The organism is Lachnoclostridium edouardi, assembly GCF_900240245.1.
GTDB lineage: Bacteria > Bacillota > Clostridia > Lachnospirales > Lachnospiraceae > Lachnoclostridium_A > Lachnoclostridium_A edouardi.
The window spans coordinates 1,660,740-1,678,954 of sequence record NZ_OESQ01000001.1; the positions used below are offsets into that span (position 1 = coordinate 1,660,740).

The following is an 18,215-nucleotide window of genomic DNA, read 5'->3' on the forward strand; positions in this document are numbered from 1 at the left end:
TTTTCTTTCTCCTTTGTAACTTTAATTCTGCAGCGCCATCATAATCACTGGTATTAACTGCTTTTTCCTGGACACCACTGACTGCAGCATAACGCTTCCGCTGTTTTCCTTTATTCCTTCCATGTGAAACGCCGCTGCAATCATCTGCTCAGAGCCCTGACCGGCGCAAAGCAGATCTGTAGATTCTGTTAAAATATTTGTCAACATAAAAAATAGCATATCCAGCCCCTGCTCTTTTTGTTTTTCCTGGATAAACGGCAGCAGCCTTTCCTTTAAGGCCTCCAGTTCCTCTTCATTGACAGAGCTGATCTGCCCCACCCCAAAAGAAACCTTTTCCGAGGTGAATCGTTTATAATCCTGATAAAAAATCTCTTCTACTGATTTTCCCCTTAAATTGCTTCCTGCTGCAAACATTTCTCCTGCATACTTTTCTATCTGAATACCTGCCAGCTCCGCCAGCTCTAAAGCCGCATTTTTGTCCACCTGAGTACATGTAGGGGAGCGGAACAGCAAGGTGTCGGAAATAATAGCGCTGCAAAGCAAACCTGCTATTTTCTTTTCAATTTCCACTCCAGATTCCTTATACATTTGATATACAATAGTAGCCGTACACCCTAAAGGCTGATTTCTGAAAAATACAGGGGCGATGGTCTCCACAGTTCCCAGCTTGTGATGGTCAATAATCTCCTGAATTTCAGCTCCCTCAATTCCGTCTACTGCCTGGGTTCTCTCGTTGTGATCCACTAAAATCACCTGCTTTCCCCTGGCTCCAAGCAGATTTCTTCTGGATATCATTCCGTAGTACTTTCCGTCTTTGTCTAAAATAGGAAAGTCCCGGTGGCGTTTGCTGGCCATTACTTCCCGGATATCTTCTATATAATCATCTCTTTCAAAGGTAATCAGATTTTCTGTTTTCATAAAATAACTGATAGGTATACTTTGGTTAATCAATCTGGCCGCTGTAAATGCGTCGTAAGGGGTTGTCATTACAGTACATCCTCTCTCCTGGGCCAGCTTCTTAATAGTCATGGAAACAGCAGCTCCCTCGCACACAATAATGCAGTCAGCCTCCATCTCAATGGCGCACAGCTGAGATTCATATCTATTGCCCAGTATTACCAGGTCGTGAGGCTGGATATAATATTCCATCATATCCGGATTTGCGGCTGCTATCAGCACCTTGCCCTGGTCAAAATATCCGTTCTCATCTCCAATCAGAATCAGGCCTTCCAAAGTTTCTAAAATATTGGAGTACTGGGTATTTGCCTTGGACAAAATACTGCTGTCATATACGTTCATATAAGACTTGGCAATGTCTCCTACGGTAATCAGGCCTTCCAAAGTCCCGTCCCCGGCCACTACAGGAAGGGTGACTGCATTTACTCCCTGCATCAGCTTCCAGGCCTTTTTCAGAGAAATATTTCTGGCCACGCCCTCAGTTTCCTTAATATCTATATCTTTTACCTGAGTCTTTACGTTTTCCACCAAATTAGGCTCTGCAGCCTCAAAATAATTCAGAACAAATCTGGTTTCTTCATTAATATGTCCGGCTCTCCCCGGCTGATATACCTGCCCTGTCAGCCGGCTTTTTAAATTTGCATAACAAATCGCTGAACAGATAGAGTCTGTATCCGGATTTTTATGACCGATAACAATTGTTTTTCTCATCCTTTTTTCTGCCATTGTCTTTCCTTTCCACAATCCTTCATAATCTATTTACATAGAGTTCATATTTTATTCACATTTATTTTTTATACTATTTGTATAGTAATTGAGAGTTTTAGTTCTCTAAAATAGACAAATTGCACATAGATTTTTCATAATTGCCCCGGTTGTACGCAGCCGGGGTCTCCTCATTTCTGCAACAGTTTACCCAGTCTTGTATGGGATTATAACCCTAGATTTTAAAAATTACAACAAGGGCTGCTGCAAAAAGTAAATTATTCTTTTTGCAGCAACCCCTTTTTTAATCCAGTATTAATCTGGCTGCCCCGTATATACCAGCATCATTCCCCAGAAGGGCTAATCCTATGCTGGCTTTATTTTTAGAAATAGGAGTATAAAAGTCATAATACTTCCATATTCTTTCTATTAAAAAGTCTCCTGCCTTTGAAACTCCTCCTCCAATTACAAATCTTTCAGGGTCCACAGTCATAGACACCTGAGCCAATACTAATCCTAAGTACCTGGAAGCAGTCTCCACCACTGCATCCGCCAATCTGTCTCCCGCCTTTGCAGCATCCAGCACGTCCTTTGCTGTCACTTGATCCCCTTTTTCTCTTAATAAAGACGGTTCTTCGCTGGTAGCCATCATCCTTCTGGCCTCCCTGGCGATTCCTGTAGCTGAGGCCACCTGCTCCAGACAGCCTATGCCGCCGCAGTTGCACTTTTCAGTTTCACCGTCCCTCACATGAATATGTCCGATCTCTCCCCCCACGCCGTGTGAGCCGGATACAATTTTCTCATTTAAAATCACGCCTCCGCCTACTCCTGTTCCCAATGTGACAGTTACCAGATCTTTAACTCCTTTTCCTCCTCCCTGCCACATTTCTCCAAGAGCCGCTACATTGGCATCATTGCCGCTTTTCACCGGTACTCCCTCTAACAGCTGACTTAATTCTCTTTCCGGATATCTGTCCCGCCAGCCTAAATTCACGCACACCTCTACATAGCCGTCCGGACTCACCGGCCCCGGCAGACCCATACCCGCTCCTGCTATGTCAGATAAAATCAAGGCCTTCTCCTTCAGCTTTGCCTTTATAGATACAGCAATATCTTTTAAAATGCTTTCCCCGTTATTTTCCTTGCTGGTAGGAACCTCCCATTTATCCATTAAGGTCCCGTCCAGTTCAAATAAGCCGATCTTTACGCTTGTTCCTCCAATATCAATTCCTATACATTTTTTGCTCATCTCAGACAATCCCCTTTACTGTAACTTAATTTCCTTCATCATTTGTGAACCTGATATAATAAATGTTCCCGGATACTTTCCGCTGACAATGGCCCCAGGAGGGGTGTCGATTTCTCCGTCGTATATTAAAACTCCCTGCATATTATAGATTCTGCAGGCTGTTTCATTAAACAAAATTACATAATCCCCGGATATTCCAGCTTCCCTGTACTGGAAATCAAACTCTCTGCTAAAAACCAGATCCCCGCTTAGCTTATACACATCCATGCGGTAAGGATTTTCACCGGATGTATTCTGCACGATCATCCCTGCATATTGGTCAGAATAGAAAATGCTTTCAATAGACTCTTCTACCTTTACCTGCTTTGTCAAGCTGATTTGGGTCAGGTTTTTCATGGAGAAAAATGACAAACCAGTATCGGCAAAGGCACATGCCTCCTCAGACGTAGGATAAATCACCTTTGCCACCATACTGCCGGCAAATTCCTCATCCATACCGCCTACTACATAATTTTCATTCTTTCCGATTTCAGAGAAATCGTAAATCACCACTCTCTGCAAAAGCTCCCCCTTTTCCAGGTGGATAATGGAAGCAATCATTCTGGTGCCGTCCGGAGACAATGCAATATCTAAAGGATATCCGTCCCCGCTTAGCACTGACTTTACTGTCAGCTGCATGTCTGTGCCGTCTTTTTTATAGTATTGAATGTAAGAGGCTCTGGAGTCCTCCAAAATAGCGGCTACAATCCCATTTTGGGAAACTGCAGCTTTTATAACAGGCAAGGCCGTGGTGGCAGTGCCCTGATATCCGCTTTCGCTGCAGATTGCAATTTGATTGCCCTGAACATCGGCAATCACCGCATATCCGCCATTTACGGAAATAACAGGGTTTTTCATCTCATAGCTTTGCATCCAAACTGTTTTTCCCTGTCCGTCAATATAGGAAACGCCATCCTTTGTATATTTAATTACATTGCTGCCAAAGGGGGCATACCCGGACGCCCCGCCTTCGCTCACCGGCTTTTCCCAAGCCGTCTTATATGATGTATATTGATGGTATGTAAAATACTGCCTTACGCCAAATACTGCTGCAGCTGCCAAACCGATAATGATTATAAACGTTAAAAATCTTCGGCGCAGCACTCTGTTATGGGCTTTACTGATAATTTTTTCGCTGCTTTCCTCCTGCTTGATCTTTTTATCCTTAGGCCCGGAGGAAATCATCTGGCGTCTCAGCTGATTCTTTTTTTCTTTTCTGCTCATAGAGCTCATATCACTCATGTCTGCATTCTCCTGCGCTGTATATGAACCAGTATACAACATTTCCTCAGGAAACGCATTATCTTTTTCTAGGGGAGAATTAATTTCTGCCCTGCTATGATTTTGTTTTCATCCTCCAGCCCATTTAATTCACAAATTTCCTCCAGCTTGCTTAAACTGTGATATTTTTTCAAGCAAATATCATAAAGTGTCTCCCCGTCCTCCACTTCATATAAGCTTTGCTTGGCAATAGACTCCCCAATAGCCGCCGCCTGTTCCTCAGCCTGGTCAATGGTTGGTATTTCTGTTGTCTCAGCCTTCGCTTCTCCTGCCGGAGCAGTCTCCTGGGCGCTTGTTTCCTGCCCCTCCTCTGTCTGAGTCTGGCCTTCCTCTGTCATTGGAGCCAGAGTTTCCTTCACTACGTCCTCCCCCTGCTTCACAATAATCTGAGGCTCGTCCGACTCTATAGAATAATCCTGCCACTGATTAATTCCCTTTGGATACACAGAGGCAATCACGCTTTCCATTTCCCTCATTTTACTGTAATTATTAAACATCACAATACCGCCGGCCATCACTGTGACAGCCAAAATACTGCACAGGGTCCCCAGCGCTCCTACCAGATTTTTTTCAGTTTGAATTTTGTCCTTTCTTTCTCCCAGCTTAATTCTAAAGTCCCGCACAATTTTATTATCCACATCTGCGTCTACTCTTCGTATATCCCGGCGGGAAATCATATAGTCCTGCATCATCTGATTCCGCTCATAATATATGTTGTAACCTCTTAATTTATAAAAACCGTCCTCAGAGGCTATGTACAAAGCTTCCTCGCCTTCCAGTCCGGAATTCAAATACATCAGCTTATTCTTTCCCGGAAAATACTGACTGTGCTGTCTCCAATAATTTAACGGGCTTAATTGACAGCCTGGAGTGCCGCAGAGAAACCATCCCTGAACTGTTCTTTTGGGAAACATCTGCTCCAGATTTTCATATGCTTTTTTCCACGCATGTTCGTGAAAATCCACCTTTTCTCCGTCCTCTGTCACTCCGTCCATTTCCATGGCGCCGTCAATAAAAACATAGGATACTCCGTCATATTCTTCAGTGCTTCCCAGCAGAAGTCCAATCCTTAGGTCTTGTCCTCCTGTGGGATACAATCTTCTCAGGTAGGTATTTACATAATCTTCCACATATAGCTTTACAATCTGATCTCTTTCTCCAATCTGCCTGATATTTTTCGGCAGCTTTGGATAAGGATTATATAATTCTCCCATAGATTCACCCCGCTGTTATTTCTAATATCCACACAATCATAACACGGGGCTTTTGAAAAACTTGTCAAACTGAGGCCTTCTTCTCCCATAACTTTTCGACAAAAAATATACTGTCGCTGATGCAGTCGGCCAAATGCATCACCACAGACAGCCGGATACTTTGAAGCATAATAGGATCATGGTTTCTGCAGCTTCCCACAATACCTGTTATAAATATATCTCCAACTGCTCTTAATTCCTTGCTGACTCCCAGCCCTGGCTTTAACGGCCCTTTTCCCAAGGTTACATAGCCAATATGCTCCATATTGCCTACTGAGGCGTCCACCGCCACAATTAAATGCTCCGGAAAGCTTGCTTTCACCATTTTCATATATTGTTCCAGATTCATGGCGTGAACCGGCTTTTCCAACGTTCCGATTACCTGTGCTTTTTTCATCCTCCGCCCTTTCAGCTTATATCCAATTAAGGGCCCCAGGCTGTCACCAGTAGAACGGTCAGTCCCAATACACAGGAAAAGAATATTTTTTTTCTGTGCCTCTTCCATCATTTCTTTGATTAAACTGTAAAGGCGAAGAGCAAAGGATTCTATTTCCCACTCATTTTTTGCGTCAAAATAATATATTTCCCGGTCTCCCCGAATTTTAATCCGTTCCCAAAGTCTCATATAATACCGCCTGTACATTTTTCTTAATTCTATTATAGGCACGCACTTTTCCTTTTATGCACAGAACTGGTGAAATTATATAGGACGGCAAAAAGCTGCAGCCGTCGGTTAAAACCCCAAAGCTGCAGCTTTTATTTTTCAGATTCTATTTATCATTTTCTTTTAAGCTTTTATATAATTCCATTGCTTCGCTTAAATTTGAAGCTTTTCCGTTTTTAATAAATTCCGATAATTCCCCGATTTTTAAAGGATCTAAAAACTCTTTTCCCAAATAAGTTCCATAGTGGTCTGTAATATAAATACTTTTATCCTTTAGCTGACTTTCTACTTCTTTTATATCCTGCTCAGCTTTGCTGTACTCTTCCCTGAGTTTTTCCAGGCGCGGCTTTGCATTATTATAAATCTCGTCAGAAATAATAGTTTTTGTAACCTGCTCAAAGGTCCCCAGGGCTTCTTTCTTCTTAGCGGCGATTTCCTGAAGCTCCTGTTCTGCCTGAGCAATTTCATCATCATACTTTTCCAGATTATAAACCGCTTCGTCCTTATCCCTCTTAATAGACCTTGTTATTACTTTGATTTTCTTTTTATTGGAATGCAGCTGATCCCGCATCCTCCGCCCTTCCTTCAAAGCTTCCATGTGAAGCAGCTTTGTTTTATTGCTGATAATAATATACAGCCCTCCGAAAATTAAGGTGCTGAAAAAGAATATCAGCACCAGCATCCATATTTTCTTTCCCGGAATGAGAAAATTATAGATACTGTAGGGCACTCCCAAAAAGCATATAAGCACTGCTATAAACAACCTTAGAAACTCTCCTGCAAACCTGGGCATAAATAGAGTATAATACCACCCTGAATTACAAAAGGAGGGAACTCTTTTCTGCTGAAATAAGGTTCTGGTTCTCAGACGAATTTCTCTGTTTTCATCTCTAAGATCAGCCGTCTCCTCGGCGATCCTGTCCTGCATCCCCTGGTTTCTCGCTTTTTCTCTTTTCACTCTGGCCTTCTTCAGCTTATCCTGTCCTTTTGCGATTTCCTTATCATAGCTTCCGCTAATATCTTCACGTCTTTTCTTAATAGTAGCGCTGACTGTATCATTTAATGTCTTTTTTTCAGTCTCAAGCGCTTTTTCCAGCCGGGCCGCCTCTGCTTTTAACTGGGCCTCTCTGTCTGAAAGAAGCGTTTGTTCTTCCAAAGCCGTTCTGGCCTCAGAAAGAAATGCCACGCTGTCGGTAATTGGAGTCATACTCAGCTCCTCCTTGGTATAAATTATGGCTGTCTTTAGCTTACTACAAATGATGTCTGTAGACAAGGGCTCAATCCAGAAAAAACATCTTCAAAAATGAAAAAAATCATGTTATACTGCAACCAACACTTTTCATTTCAGAAAGGAGAATATTTATGTTTCGCATGTGGGGTAAAATTTTAAAGGACAACCGCCTTCTTAAAGATACTGTAATCTGCCAGCCCGACTATTCTTTAAGCCGCACTCAAATGGTTTTCCAATCTCTCACCGCTATTTGTTATGAATTTGATTTAGGAGAGCCTATCTGGCTGGATGCCAATGTAAGCGACTTCCAAAGACATGCCAAAACCCGTTTTACCCAGGACAATTTTATTGAACATCTGGATTTTGATTACCTGGAAATACAGGTTATTGAAGAATAATTAAACAGCCTACCATCCCAACAGCTGTCTGAGAATTTTAGTTTTTTCTCTTCCAATAGGCAGTATATTCTTTTCATAATTTTCCATTTTCAGGGCAAAGCTGTTGTTTCCCCATGGAAACACTTCTCTGATTTTGTCCAGATTAATTAAATAGCTTTTATGAATACGGAAAAACCTGGCCGCTTCCAGCCGTTTTTCATATTCTCCTATAGTCTTTCCTTCATAATATTCATTTTCCAGGGTGTGAATCAGACAGCCCCTGTTATATGTCTCAATGTATACAATATTTTCTATATCCTCAAATACTGTTCTTCCGTTGCTGGTAATAGCAATTCTTCTGCAAAGCTGCTTTTCTTTCAGCTCATTCTGCTCCGGACAGCATTTTTTCAATACTTTTTCTAAACGCTTTTTGTCATAGGGCTTCATCACATAGTCTTCTACTTCCAGCTCAAAGGCTTTTACAGCGTATTCTGAATATGCTGTGACAAATACAATTTTCATGTCCGGCTGCATATTTTTAAGGGCATGTATTAAAACAGTGCCGTTAATATCCCCCAGGTTAATATCTAAAAAGAAAATATCAAACTTTTTTTCCCCAGCCATCTGAAGGGCGGCAGCTCCTGAATCACCTTCCTCAATTATTGCATCTGGCAGAAGTTCACTTAGTTGATATTTCAGCTCACTGCGGGCCGGCCTTTCATCATCAATTATTGCGATTTTCATCTTCTCCCTCCTTGGGCATTTCTTTTAAAAAATGTAATTCCACAGTAGATCCCTTTTCTGAGCTTACAATTACAAGTCCATTATCCTCTCCGTAAATGCTTTTCATCCTTCTGTGCACATTGGTCAGTCCAATGCTTTTTCCCGTAGGTTCTCCGTTCTTTAACTTTTCCAGAATCTCCGCCGGAAAGCCCTTCCCAGCGTCGCAGATGCGCACAATTACCTCTTTTTCCCTGTCCCTGATCTGGATAGCCACGCGGCGGCGGCCGGTCTGATCTGCTCCGTAGCGAACTGCGTTTTCCACAATAGGCTGAAAAATCAAGGTAGGAATACGCATATCCATCTGTGTAGGCACGTCGTATGTGACTGTCAGCTTGTCCTCAAATCTGGCTTTTTCCAGCTCCAGATAATCCTTTACATGGTCTAACTCCTCCCTCATTGAAACCATATAATTCTCAGAATTCAGATTATAGCGAAAATAATTAGCTAAAATCACAAGAAGCTCCCTGGCCCTGTCCGGATTTTCCCGGCACACATAAGCAATGGTGTTTAATGCGTTAAAAAGAAAATGAGGGTTTACCTGAAACTGAAGAGCTTTAAACTCTGCCTTTTGCCGCATTCGCTTCTGGTGGTCCAGCTCAGCCATTGCAATTTGAGTAGAGCCGATTGTCACTAGGTTCTGCAATAGCTCTGTCTCGCTTTGTCTGATCACCCACTGCTTTTTAATCCACACAATCATACAGCCAATAGACTGATCCCTGATTACAAAGGGAGCTGCTATAAGAGAATATTCTTTCATCCTCTCATAGTCTTTATTATTTTTAGAGATCTGATGTACAGTCACCAGCTCTCTTGTGTCCATAGCCTTTTCCCCTATTTCTGGAATTTCTGTCATCCTGCCTAAAATGTCGCTTAAATCTTCAGGCAGACTTTCTGGATTATGGGTCTGATTTAAGCTTCCAAGCAGTCCTTTTCTTCCCTCAGGAACCTGGCAGTTTCTAATATCAGGCCCCCCTCTTTTAGGCTCCCCGTATGGCTCTGGCTTTTTAAACCTCCACTCCAGAATCTCGCTTCTGTTGGTGATCATAACTCCGCTCCAGTCTGTTTCCCGCAGGATTACAGAGGCCAGCTGGTTAATCCTCTCTCCTTTATGAAGTCCCTTATACAGCAGGGGAAGACATTTTCTGGACAGCTCAGAAGCCCTCTGAAGCTGTCTGCTGCTTTCTAAGTCCTGCTGGATAAATACATTGTTAAATGTGGAAATAAATAAGAGAATTCCACAAGAGTTTAAAACTATCATAGGAAAGGAGATCTGTAAAATAGTCTCAAAGGCCTTCCACATTTCCGGCGACAAGCGAAGGAGAGAAACCATATCGCAGATTTCCGCAAAGCAGGCCAGCAAAAATAAATCTCTGTATTTCCATTTTCCTCTTTGGAAATATGGATAAAAGCTTCCTCCTAAAAGGCCGAATAAAACGGTGGAAAATGCAGCCGCTGAAGCAAATATTTTAGGAGTGGAAAATATATATACGTAAATCGCCCCTAAAAAGGAAGCGTACATTCCTACTAAAGGCCCGCCTAAAAGCCCTGCCGCCATGGCGCCGATTACTCTGGTGTTCAGATTATAACCGCCAAAATCTATACTTGTAAAGGTAGAAAGAATAATCGTAGCCGCAAACAGCAGAGAAAGAATCAGCTGGTGCCTCCAGGTTCTTCTTTCCTGCACCAGCATACTTTGAACCATTTTTAATTTAGAAAGCAGCTGCGCTACAATTACCAATAAACCAATATTTAATATCAAATCAAAAACTAATCTGTCTCCGTCTGTATGTATATTCATATCTTTTATCCCAACTGTCAAAATAGTTATTGAATAGTTATTTACTTAATTTTAACATAATTATAGGTTTCGCACAAGAAAAGACACAGCTAAAAACCCTGGCATATGGGGGTATGCCAGGGTTCTTAAAGAGGTTTTTATGTATGATTTAATTAAAATACGGGGAATTAAAATTAATCTTCGTTAGCTAATGTAAGCATTGTACGGTACAATACTTCTGCTCCTGCCGCACAGTCCTCTGGTGAGCTGTACTCTGCTTTGTTGTGGCTCAGTCCGTCTTTAGATCTTACAAAGATCATTCCCATTGGGCAGAAGTCTGCAAATGTGGATGAGTCGTGGCCTGCTCCACTTGGCATCTTAAATACTGGTAAGCCGCTGTCTTCACATGCCTTTACTACTATATCCTGTACATGGTCTGCACATGGCTTTCCTTCATCATCCTTCATCAGCACATTTACTTCTATTCCCACTCCGCGCTTCTCACATACTGCCTTCATTCTCTCTACACATTTATCAAACATGGCGTCTCTTAATGCCGCCTTCTGATTTCTCATGTCTATACTGAATTTTACTTCGCCTGGCACTACGTTTACTCCGCCTGGGAATGCTGTGATCTTTCCTACTGTTGCCACTGCCTGTGGATATTTCTTTGCTTCATCCTCTATCTCCAACATACACTCTGCCGCTGCTGCAAGTGCATCCTTTCTTAAATCCATTGGAGTTGTTCCTGCATGGGACGCTGTTCCGCTGATTGTTACCTCGCCTCTGATCTGGCAGCAGATTCCTGTTACTACTCCTACTGCTAAATCCTTGCTCTCCAGCACTGCTCCCTGCTCTATGTGAAGCTCTAAGTGGGCCTTTGCATACCCCTCCGGCAGTCTTGCGTCGTCTACGTGATCTGGGTCTATTCCGCACTCCTTCAGACACTCTGTCACTGTCTTTCCGTCCTTATCTGCATGGGTCATAATTCCATGATCATAGCCGCCTGTTAAATGGCCTGCTCCTGAATAGCTTCCCACAAAACGGGTTCCTTCCTCGTCACGGTAGCCGATTACTTCGATTGGGTGTTTTGTCACAATCCCTTCCTCTGTCATGGCCTGAACTGCTTCGATTCCTCCGATTACTCCAAGTCTTCCGTCAAACATTCCTCCGCCATATACAGTGTCAATATGGGAGCCTGTCATTACTACAGATGCGTTTGGATCTGTTCCCTCTTTTCTTCCTACAAGGTTTCCTGCTGCATCCATATGTACTGTCATTCCTGCTTCCCTCATGTACTGAGCTACCAGAGCGTGAGCCTCATTCTCTTCTTTTGAAAGAGCCATACAGTATACGCCGTCCTCTGTGTTTCCGATCTGTCCCAGTTCCATTAAACGATTAAAAAGCCTGTCCTTATTGATCATTAGTATTCAACCACCTTTTTCTCATTATATACATCACGGTCTAACTCACCCAGCTTGCTTGCTACTAACATAGCAACCATAACGTCTACGTCTACGTTCATAAGAGTTCTGAACATACCTGCAAACCAGTCAATACCAATTAATACTGCAATGCTTTCCAGAGGAAGTCCTAAAGAGGAAGCCAGGAAAGTATAAACGATTACAGAACCGCCTGGCACGCTGATAGTTCCAAGACACATCAGACAGGATAACAGGATTGCCATACCCATCTGGTATGTTGTCATTTCAATACCAGTAGACTGTGCCATAAAGAAAATAGCTACTACGTAACACTGAGCAGCGCCGCAGCTGTTCATAGACATTGTAATAGGACCTGTAAAGTCAGCTACCTTACGGCTTACACCAAACTTTGTTACAGAGTCTTCCATCTTTGTAGGAAGGCAGATAGCTCCAGAAGTTGTTGTTAAAGCCATCATGGACATTTTAGCAAACTTCTTAGGGAATTTAGCAATATTAACTCTGCAGAGAACTGCTGTAAGCGGTCCGTAAAGCAAGAACTGAATTGCATCCCCAATTAAGAGTACGCCCAGGAACTTTGCCATAGGAACCAGTACCTTAAATCCTGTGGAACCAGCTACGTTAGCCAGCAGACAGAAAATACCGATTGGAGCAATGTTCATAACTGTTTTAATAATGTTTGTGATAATTGTGTTAAAGCCTGTAACCCACTCTACCATGTTTCTGTTGCCGCTCTGACGTGTATAAGAACCCATAGCAGCGCCAAAGAATAAAGCAAACACGATACATGGAACCATAGCGCTGTCAGCCATAGAGCTAACAATATTTGTAGAGAAGAATCCTAAAACTGTATCCTGCAGAGAAGCTGAAGGAGCTGTGGCATTAGCGATTTCTTCCGCACTGGCAACTTCAATACCTAAACCTGGCTGTACAATTACAGAAAGTGCAACGCCAAGACCTGCTGAAACAATAGTAAATAAAATAATCCATTTAAATGTATGGAAGCCCATCTTTCCTACATCTTGGTTATCACCGCCGCCTACGGCTCCTGCAACTGCTGTCATAACCAAAAGAACTACTGACATCTGAATTAAGCGAAGGAAGATATCTCCAATAAATTTCAAGTTAGATGCCCACGGTCCAACGAGAGATCCGAATACGATACCGCCTATTGTCGCAACGAGAATCTGCGTTGTAAGAGATATCGAAAATCCTTTTTTCTTTTCCATTTTCTTTCCCCTTTTCCTATTTTCTTCGTTCATTGTTTTGAATTGGCCAATCCATAACATATTTAATATTTTACCGTTTTTTTACCGTAAATCAACAGTTTTTGTCTAAAATGTAATCCTTCATGCTTAAACTGTAATTTATGATGTATAAACTGCACAGCAAAATTGTACTGGATTTTCGTACACTCTCTGCAATTTGTTTATTAATCTTTTGCTTAATGAGATTTCATTAAGCAATATTCAAAAAAAGAATCCCGCCAAGGCGATTATTCCTTGACGGGACCTTTATATATTTAATCAAAAGTATTTCCAAAAAGTATTATACCACTCTATATGTGGTTATGTCAACAAAATTAGTCTTCATTCGCTAATGTAAGCATTGTGCGGTACAATACTTCTGCTCCTGCCGCACAGTCCTCTGGTGAGCTGTACTCTGCTTTGTTGTGGCTCAGTCCGTCTTTGGATCTTACAAAGATCATTCCCATTGGGCAGAAGTCTGCAAATGTGGATGAGTCGTGGCCTGCTCCACTTGGCATCTTAAATACTGGTAATCCACTGTCTTCACATGCCTTTACTACTATATCCTGTACATGGTCTGCACATGGCTTTCCTTCATCATCCTTCATCAGCACATTTACTTCTATTCCCACTCCGCGCTTCTCACATACTGCCTTCATTCTCTCTACACATTTATCAAACATGGCGTCTCTTAATGCCGCCTTCTGATTTCTCATGTCTATACTGAATTTTACTTCGCCTGGCACTACGTTTACTCCGCCTGGGAACGCTGTGATCTTTCCTACTGTTGCCACTGCCTGTGGATATTTCTTTGCTTCATCCTCTATCTCCAACATACACTCTGCCGCTGCTGCAAGTGCATCCTTTCTTAAATCCATTGGAGTTGTTCCTGCATGGGACGCTGTTCCGCTGATTGTTACCTCGCCTCTGATCTGGCAGCAGATTCCTGTTACTACTCCTACTGCTAAATCCTTGCTCTCCAGCACTGCTCCCTGCTCTATGTGAAGCTCTAAGTGGGCCTTTGCATACCCCTCCGGCAGTCTTGCGTCGTCTACGTGATCTGGGTCTATTCCGCACTCCTTCAGACACTCTGTCACTGTCTTTCCGTCCTTATCTGCATGAGTCATAATTCCATGATCATAGCCGCCTGTTAAATGGCCTGCTCCTGAATAGCTTCCCACAAAACGGGTTCCTTCCTCGTCACGGTAGCCGATTACTTCGATTGGGTGTTTTGTTACAATCCCTTCCTCTGTCATGGCCTGAACTGCTTCGATTCCTCCGATTACTCCAAGTCTTCCGTCAAACATTCCTCCGCCATATACAGTGTCAATATGGGAGCCTGTCATTACTACAGATGCGTTTGGATCTGTTCCCTCTTTTCTTCCTACAAGGTTTCCTGCTGCATCCATATGTACTGTCATTCCTGCTTCCCTCATGTACTGAGCTACCAGAGCGTGAGCCTCATTCTCTTCTTTTGAAAGAGCCATACAGTATACGCCATCCTCTGTNATTACTCCAAGTCTTCCGTCAAACATTCCTCCGCCATATACAGTGTCAATATGGGAGCCTGTCATTACTACAGATGCGTTTGGATCTGTTCCCTCTTTTCTTCCTACAAGGTTTCCTGCTGCATCCATATGTACTGTCATTCCTGCTTCCCTCATGTACTGAGCTACCAGAGCGTGAGCCTCATTCTCTTCTTTTGAAAGAGCCATACAGTATACGCCATCCTCTGTATTTCCGATCTGCCCCAGTTCCATTAAACGGTTAAAAAGCCTGTCCTTATTGATCATTGCAAATACCCTCCCTGTAAAATTTTTATAATTTTTCTCTTTTTATAGCCCCATTATACTACATATTTTATAGTTTGTAAAGTGGTCGACCGCAAAACCATCTTTTATTTTTGTAAAAATTTCCTATACGCAAAAAGCAGAATGAGAAAAGCCCTTCTCCCATCCTGCCCTTGTCTTTTTTATATTTATAAATAATTATAATCTTTTCAGCAGCTCTTCTCTTTCTGCCTCATATCCTGGTTTGCCTAATAAAGCAAACATATTTTTCTTATAACTTTCCACGCCTGGCTGGTTAAACGGATTTACTCCCAACAGATATCCGCTGACGCCGCAGGCAAATTCAAAGAAATAGAACAGTTCGCCCAGATAGAACGCATTCTGCTCCGGAATCTTTACCATTAAATTAGGCACGTTTCCATCTGTATGAGCTAAAATAGTTCCATTCATAGCGCTTTTATTAACAAAGTCCACACTCTTTCCGGCCAGATAATTCATACCGTCAGTGTCCACTTCCTCTTCCTGAAGCAAAATCTCCTCAGGAGAATCTTCTATATTAAGAACGGTCTCAAATAAGGTTCTGGCGCCGTCCTGAATAAATTGTCCCATAGAGTGAAGGTCTGTAGTTAAGTCTACAGCTGCAGGGAAAATACCCTTCTGGTCTTTTCCTTCACTTTCCCCATAAAGCTGCTTCCACCATTCAGAAACATAGTGAAGGCTTGGCTCATAATTTGCTACAATCTCAATACCTTTTCCCTTTCTTAAAAGGATGTTGCGCACTGCTGCATACAAAAGAGCTGAGTTGGATTCAAACTGATTTTCCAAAGCCTTCTTTCTTCCAGAGGCAGCTCCCTCCATAAGCTGATCAATGTCAGCTCCGCTGACAGCAATGGGTAAAAGACCTACTGCAGTGAGAACTGAAAAACGTCCGCCAACATCATCCGGAACTACAAAGGACTCATATCCTTCCTCATTGGCAAGGCTCTTTAAAGCTCCCCTTGCCTTGTCTGTAGTGGCGTAAATTCTCTTATTTGCTTCCTCCCTGCCATATTTTTCAATAAGCATCTCTTTAAATACACGGAATGCAATAGCCGGCTCCGTAGTAGTGCCTGACTTGGAAATAATATTAATAGAAAAATCCTTTCCTGCTAATACATCCTTCAGATCGTGTATGTATTTACTGCTGATGCTATTTCCTACAAAATAAATCTCCGGCGTTTTCCGCGCGCCCTTATCCAATACATTATAGAAGCTGTGAGACAAAAACTCAATTGCAGCTCTCGCTCCTAAATAGGAGCCGCCAATACCGATTACAAGAAGAACATCAGAATCATTTTTAATCTTTTCAGCCGCTTTCTTAATGCGGTCAAACTCCTCTTTATCATAATCTACAGGCAGATCAATCCACCCCAGGAAATCATTGCCAGCTCCTGTCTTATTTACCAATACGTCCTTGGCGCTTAACACAGCTCCCTTTATGTTTTCCAGTTCCTCAGCGCTGATAAATTCTGCTGCTTTGGAATAATCAAAAGAAACTTCTCTTCCCATTGCTATCTTCTCCTTTTCTTCTGTTGGGATAGTTTTTATCATGCTTTTATAATAACACAATTGTCCGATAATTGCGATACATTCTTTCCATTTTCAGGCAAGATATTCCTTAATAATCTCACCTATTAGTCTTACTTCATCAGGGTTTAAATCCTTCAGCCAATTCTGGTCCAGCTTCCCCTTATCCCGGCTGGCGGCAATCTGTTCCAGGCTGTGTTTTAAAGAATCTCCTTCCATTTCTCTGCCTAATCCCGGCTCGCCGGACATTTCCCTGGAGCCGTCTCTGCCCCCCTCTTTTCCTGCTGCCCTCACCGCCTCTCTTCTGCGGCTGCTTCTGCGGGCTGCTGCCGTTCTGGCCTTCATAGCCTCTCTGCCTTCTTTTCCTGCAAACTCCTCCTGATTGTCCTCCTCATTCGGCTCTGTACCTGCATAAACTCTTTCTCTAAGAGTTTCCCTGCTTCCGCTGCGGGCAGTTTCCGAAGCCTCCTCCTGATAAACCATTCTGCCTTTTCCAGGGCGGAAAAATAAAGAGTTATCCATATAATCTTCCAGGGCGATTAAAAGCTGCCCTCTTTTTTCATTTAAATTCACTCCGCTGTCCACAAACATAGTAAACAGGCCTCCCAGAATTCCCATGCTTCCATATAATATGATGTAATAGGAATCACTTCTGTACCAATAGGATAAAAATGAAGCCGCCCCGCCTGCTATAAAGCAGAGAAGGGTCATCTGATTAGAAAAGTTGCCCCAGCCTGTCAGCGTTACGCCTAAAAATTTAAAATCTGTCATCTGATGTTCCAAATATGTAGACATATTATGTATTCCTGAGTTTGTCCGGTATGTACTTTCTACCCGCTGCTTCAGCATTTTCAGGTTTTTATTTTTTGTCATAGCCACATTCTTTGATTCTTTAATTAATCTTTTGTAGAGGATTCTGGTCACCCATTTGCAGAACACTCCCAGGCCGCAGATTCCAGCCAGCACATAAAGAGCTTGTCCTGTTGTTAAAAATTCTTGCATATATTTGCTCCCCTTTCTTCCCGGATTTCTTTCCGTTACGCATATTATAGCGTGGCCTTTCTCCTTTGGGAAGTTGAGAAGCCCTAGAATCGTTCGCCAAATTCTTCTAAAAAACGATTCTCAGGTTGTAGTTTAACCTGCCAGACGAGCCGCCATTTCTACAACCAGATTTACAGAATGCTCAATAGCCTTAGCCTCAAATACAGGATAGTCAACAGAGGCGCTATCGTCCGCCTTGTCGGAAATTGCCCTGATTACCAGGTAGGGAATTTTATTTAAATATGCAGTCTGAGCTATAGCCGCTCCCTCCATCTCTGTGCAGGCCCCTTTAAAATTCTCTGAAAGCCAGTTTTTCTTCTGCTTATCTGATATAAATTGATCCCCGCTGACCACCCGGCCGCGGAAAACCTGAATATCAGGATTTACTTTTTTACAGCATTCCTCAGCCAAATCCTCCAGCCTTTTATCTGCAGGAAAGGCCAAAGTATCCATTCTTGGAATCTGTCCTAAAGCATATCCAAATCCTGAAGCGTCCATATCGTGCTGAAGGGAATCTGTAGATAAGACAATATCCCCAATGTTAATCTCATTTTCCAGAGAGCCGGCAATGCCAGTGTTAATCACTGCGTCCACCTGGTACTGATCTGCCAGAATCTGTGTACATATAGCTGCGTTTACCTTCCCAATTCCGGATCTTACTACAACTGTGTCCAGACCTTTTAGCTTTCCGCAGAAAAACTCCATTCCTGCCGCTGTTTTTATCTCCACCTGCTCCATAGCTTCTTTTATTTTTAATACTTCCTCATCCATTGCTCCAATAATTCCTAACATAGCTTTCCTCCTGTTTTATCT

Annotated in this window: 15 protein-coding genes; 1 reads left to right on the forward strand and 14 read right to left on the reverse strand. The window is 42.6% G+C overall.

Annotated elements, in window-relative coordinates:
* Positions 1-21: 21 nt before the first annotated feature.
* From C1A07_RS07755 to C1A07_RS07780, 6 genes are all read right to left on the reverse strand, one after another.
* Positions 22-1,683, reverse strand: coding sequence for a putative manganese-dependent inorganic diphosphatase (locus C1A07_RS07755; RefSeq protein ID WP_101876608.1), 1,662 nt, complete (start codon positions 1,681-1,683; stop codon positions 22-24).
* A gap of 283 nt (positions 1,684-1,966) precedes the next feature.
* Positions 1,967-2,911 (reverse strand): ROK family glucokinase, encoded by a 945-nt coding sequence (locus C1A07_RS07760; RefSeq protein ID WP_101876609.1) that lies wholly within the window; start codon positions 2,909-2,911, stop codon positions 1,967-1,969.
* A gap of 15 nt (positions 2,912-2,926) precedes the next feature.
* Positions 2,927-4,192 (reverse strand): DUF5711 family protein, encoded by a 1,266-nt coding sequence (locus tag C1A07_RS07765; protein ID WP_101876610.1) that lies wholly within the window; start codon positions 4,190-4,192, stop codon positions 2,927-2,929.
* A 68-nt stretch (positions 4,193-4,260) separates the two neighbouring features.
* Positions 4,261-5,445 (reverse strand): LysM peptidoglycan-binding domain-containing protein, encoded by a 1,185-nt coding sequence (locus tag C1A07_RS07770; protein ID WP_101876611.1) that lies wholly within the window; start codon positions 5,443-5,445, stop codon positions 4,261-4,263.
* A 64-nt stretch (positions 5,446-5,509) separates the two neighbouring features.
* Entirely contained in the window at positions 5,510-6,109 is a 600-nt protein-coding gene (gene yyaC, locus C1A07_RS07775; protein WP_101876612.1) for a spore protease YyaC, read from the reverse strand.
* Positions 6,110-6,254: 145 nt separating this feature from the next.
* The gene (locus tag C1A07_RS07780) at positions 6,255-7,355 is read right to left on the reverse strand and encodes a coiled-coil domain-containing protein (protein WP_180952206.1); all 1,101 of its coding nucleotides are present in this window, start codon (positions 7,353-7,355) and stop codon (positions 6,255-6,257) included.
* A gap of 155 nt (positions 7,356-7,510) precedes the next feature.
* Here C1A07_RS07780 and C1A07_RS07785 point away from each other — a divergent pair, with 155 nt between their 5' ends.
* Entirely contained in the window at positions 7,511-7,777 is a 267-nt protein-coding gene (locus tag C1A07_RS07785) for a hypothetical protein (RefSeq protein ID WP_101876613.1), read from the forward strand.
* Positions 7,778-7,786: 9 nt separating this feature from the next.
* Here C1A07_RS07785 and C1A07_RS07790 read toward each other — a convergent pair whose 3' ends face one another.
* The 8 genes from C1A07_RS07790 to C1A07_RS07825 all read right to left on the reverse strand — a co-directional run bounded on the left by C1A07_RS07790 (position 7,787) and on the right by C1A07_RS07825 (position 18,194).
* Positions 7,787-8,500, reverse strand: coding sequence for a LytR/AlgR family response regulator transcription factor (locus C1A07_RS07790; RefSeq protein ID WP_101876614.1), 714 nt, complete (start codon positions 8,498-8,500; stop codon positions 7,787-7,789).
* Positions 8,481-10,337, reverse strand: coding sequence for a LytS/YhcK type 5TM receptor domain-containing protein (locus C1A07_RS16395; RefSeq protein ID WP_242972276.1), 1,857 nt, complete (start codon positions 10,335-10,337; stop codon positions 8,481-8,483). Before C1A07_RS16395 ends, C1A07_RS07790 begins: the two co-directional genes overlap by 20 nt.
* A gap of 173 nt (positions 10,338-10,510) precedes the next feature.
* The gene (locus tag C1A07_RS07800; RefSeq protein WP_101876615.1) at positions 10,511-11,740 is read right to left on the reverse strand and encodes a Zn-dependent hydrolase; all 1,230 of its coding nucleotides are present in this window, start codon (positions 11,738-11,740) and stop codon (positions 10,511-10,513) included.
* A complete protein-coding gene (locus tag C1A07_RS07805; protein ID WP_101876616.1) occupies positions 11,740-12,987 on the reverse strand; it encodes a dicarboxylate/amino acid:cation symporter in 1,248 nt (415 codons plus the stop codon). Before C1A07_RS07805 ends, C1A07_RS07800 begins: the two co-directional genes overlap by 1 nt.
* Before the next feature lie 353 nt (positions 12,988-13,340).
* Positions 13,341-14,798 carry a Zn-dependent hydrolase gene (locus C1A07_RS07810; RefSeq protein WP_242972277.1) on the reverse strand — a complete coding sequence of 486 codons (1,458 nt, stop codon included), beginning with the start codon at positions 14,796-14,798 and terminating at the stop codon, positions 13,341-13,343.
* A gap of 195 nt (positions 14,799-14,993) precedes the next feature.
* A complete protein-coding gene (locus C1A07_RS07815; RefSeq protein ID WP_101876617.1) occupies positions 14,994-16,343 on the reverse strand; it encodes a glucose-6-phosphate isomerase in 1,350 nt (449 codons plus the stop codon).
* Positions 16,344-16,436: 93 nt separating this feature from the next.
* A complete protein-coding gene (locus C1A07_RS07820; protein ID WP_101876618.1) occupies positions 16,437-17,363 on the reverse strand; it encodes a hypothetical protein in 927 nt (308 codons plus the stop codon).
* A gap of 132 nt (positions 17,364-17,495) precedes the next feature.
* Positions 17,496-18,194, reverse strand: a complete 699-nt coding sequence (locus tag C1A07_RS07825) for a 5'-methylthioadenosine/adenosylhomocysteine nucleosidase (protein WP_101876619.1) — start codon at positions 18,192-18,194, stop codon at positions 17,496-17,498.
* Positions 18,195-18,215 lie beyond the last annotated feature (21 nt).

What these genes read in the sequence shown, in the direction of transcription:
- C1A07_RS07755 (WP_101876608.1), bottom strand. Translation starts at nt 1,683, where the DNA reads ATGGCAGAAAAAAGGATGAGAAAAACAATTGTTATCGGTCATAAAAAT.
- C1A07_RS07760 (WP_101876609.1), bottom strand. Translation starts at nt 2,911, where the DNA reads ATGAGCAAAAAATGTATAGGAATTGATATTGGAGGAACAAGCGTAAAG.
- C1A07_RS07765 (WP_101876610.1), bottom strand. Translation starts at nt 4,192, where the DNA reads ATGAGTGATATGAGCTCTATGAGCAGAAAAGAAAAAAAGAATCAGCTG.
- C1A07_RS07770 (WP_101876611.1), bottom strand. Translation starts at nt 5,445, where the DNA reads ATGGGAGAATTATATAATCCTTATCCAAAGCTGCCGAAAAATATCAGG.
- yyaC (WP_101876612.1), bottom strand. Translation starts at nt 6,109, where the DNA reads ATGAGACTTTGGGAACGGATTAAAATTCGGGGAGACCGGGAAATATAT.
- C1A07_RS07780 (WP_180952206.1), bottom strand. Translation starts at nt 7,355, where the DNA reads ATGACTCCAATTACCGACAGCGTGGCATTTCTTTCTGAGGCCAGAACG.
- C1A07_RS07785 (WP_101876613.1), top strand. Translation starts at nt 7,511, where the DNA reads ATGTTTCGCATGTGGGGTAAAATTTTAAAGGACAACCGCCTTCTTAAA.
- C1A07_RS07790 (WP_101876614.1), bottom strand. Translation starts at nt 8,500, where the DNA reads ATGAAAATCGCAATAATTGATGATGAAAGGCCGGCCCGCAGTGAGCTG.
- C1A07_RS16395 (WP_242972276.1), bottom strand. Translation starts at nt 10,337, where the DNA reads ATGAATATACATACAGACGGAGACAGATTAGTTTTTGATTTGATATTA.
- C1A07_RS07800 (WP_101876615.1), bottom strand. Translation starts at nt 11,740, where the DNA reads ATGATCAATAAGGACAGGCTTTTTAATCGTTTAATGGAACTGGGACAG.
- C1A07_RS07805 (WP_101876616.1), bottom strand. Translation starts at nt 12,987, where the DNA reads ATGGAAAAGAAAAAAGGATTTTCGATATCTCTTACAACGCAGATTCTC.
- C1A07_RS07815 (WP_101876617.1), bottom strand. Translation starts at nt 16,343, where the DNA reads ATGGGAAGAGAAGTTTCTTTTGATTATTCCAAAGCAGCAGAATTTATC.
- C1A07_RS07820 (WP_101876618.1), bottom strand. Translation starts at nt 17,363, where the DNA reads ATGCAAGAATTTTTAACAACAGGACAAGCTCTTTATGTGCTGGCTGGA.
- C1A07_RS07825 (WP_101876619.1), bottom strand. Translation starts at nt 18,194, where the DNA reads ATGTTAGGAATTATTGGAGCAATGGATGAGGAAGTATTAAAAATAAAA.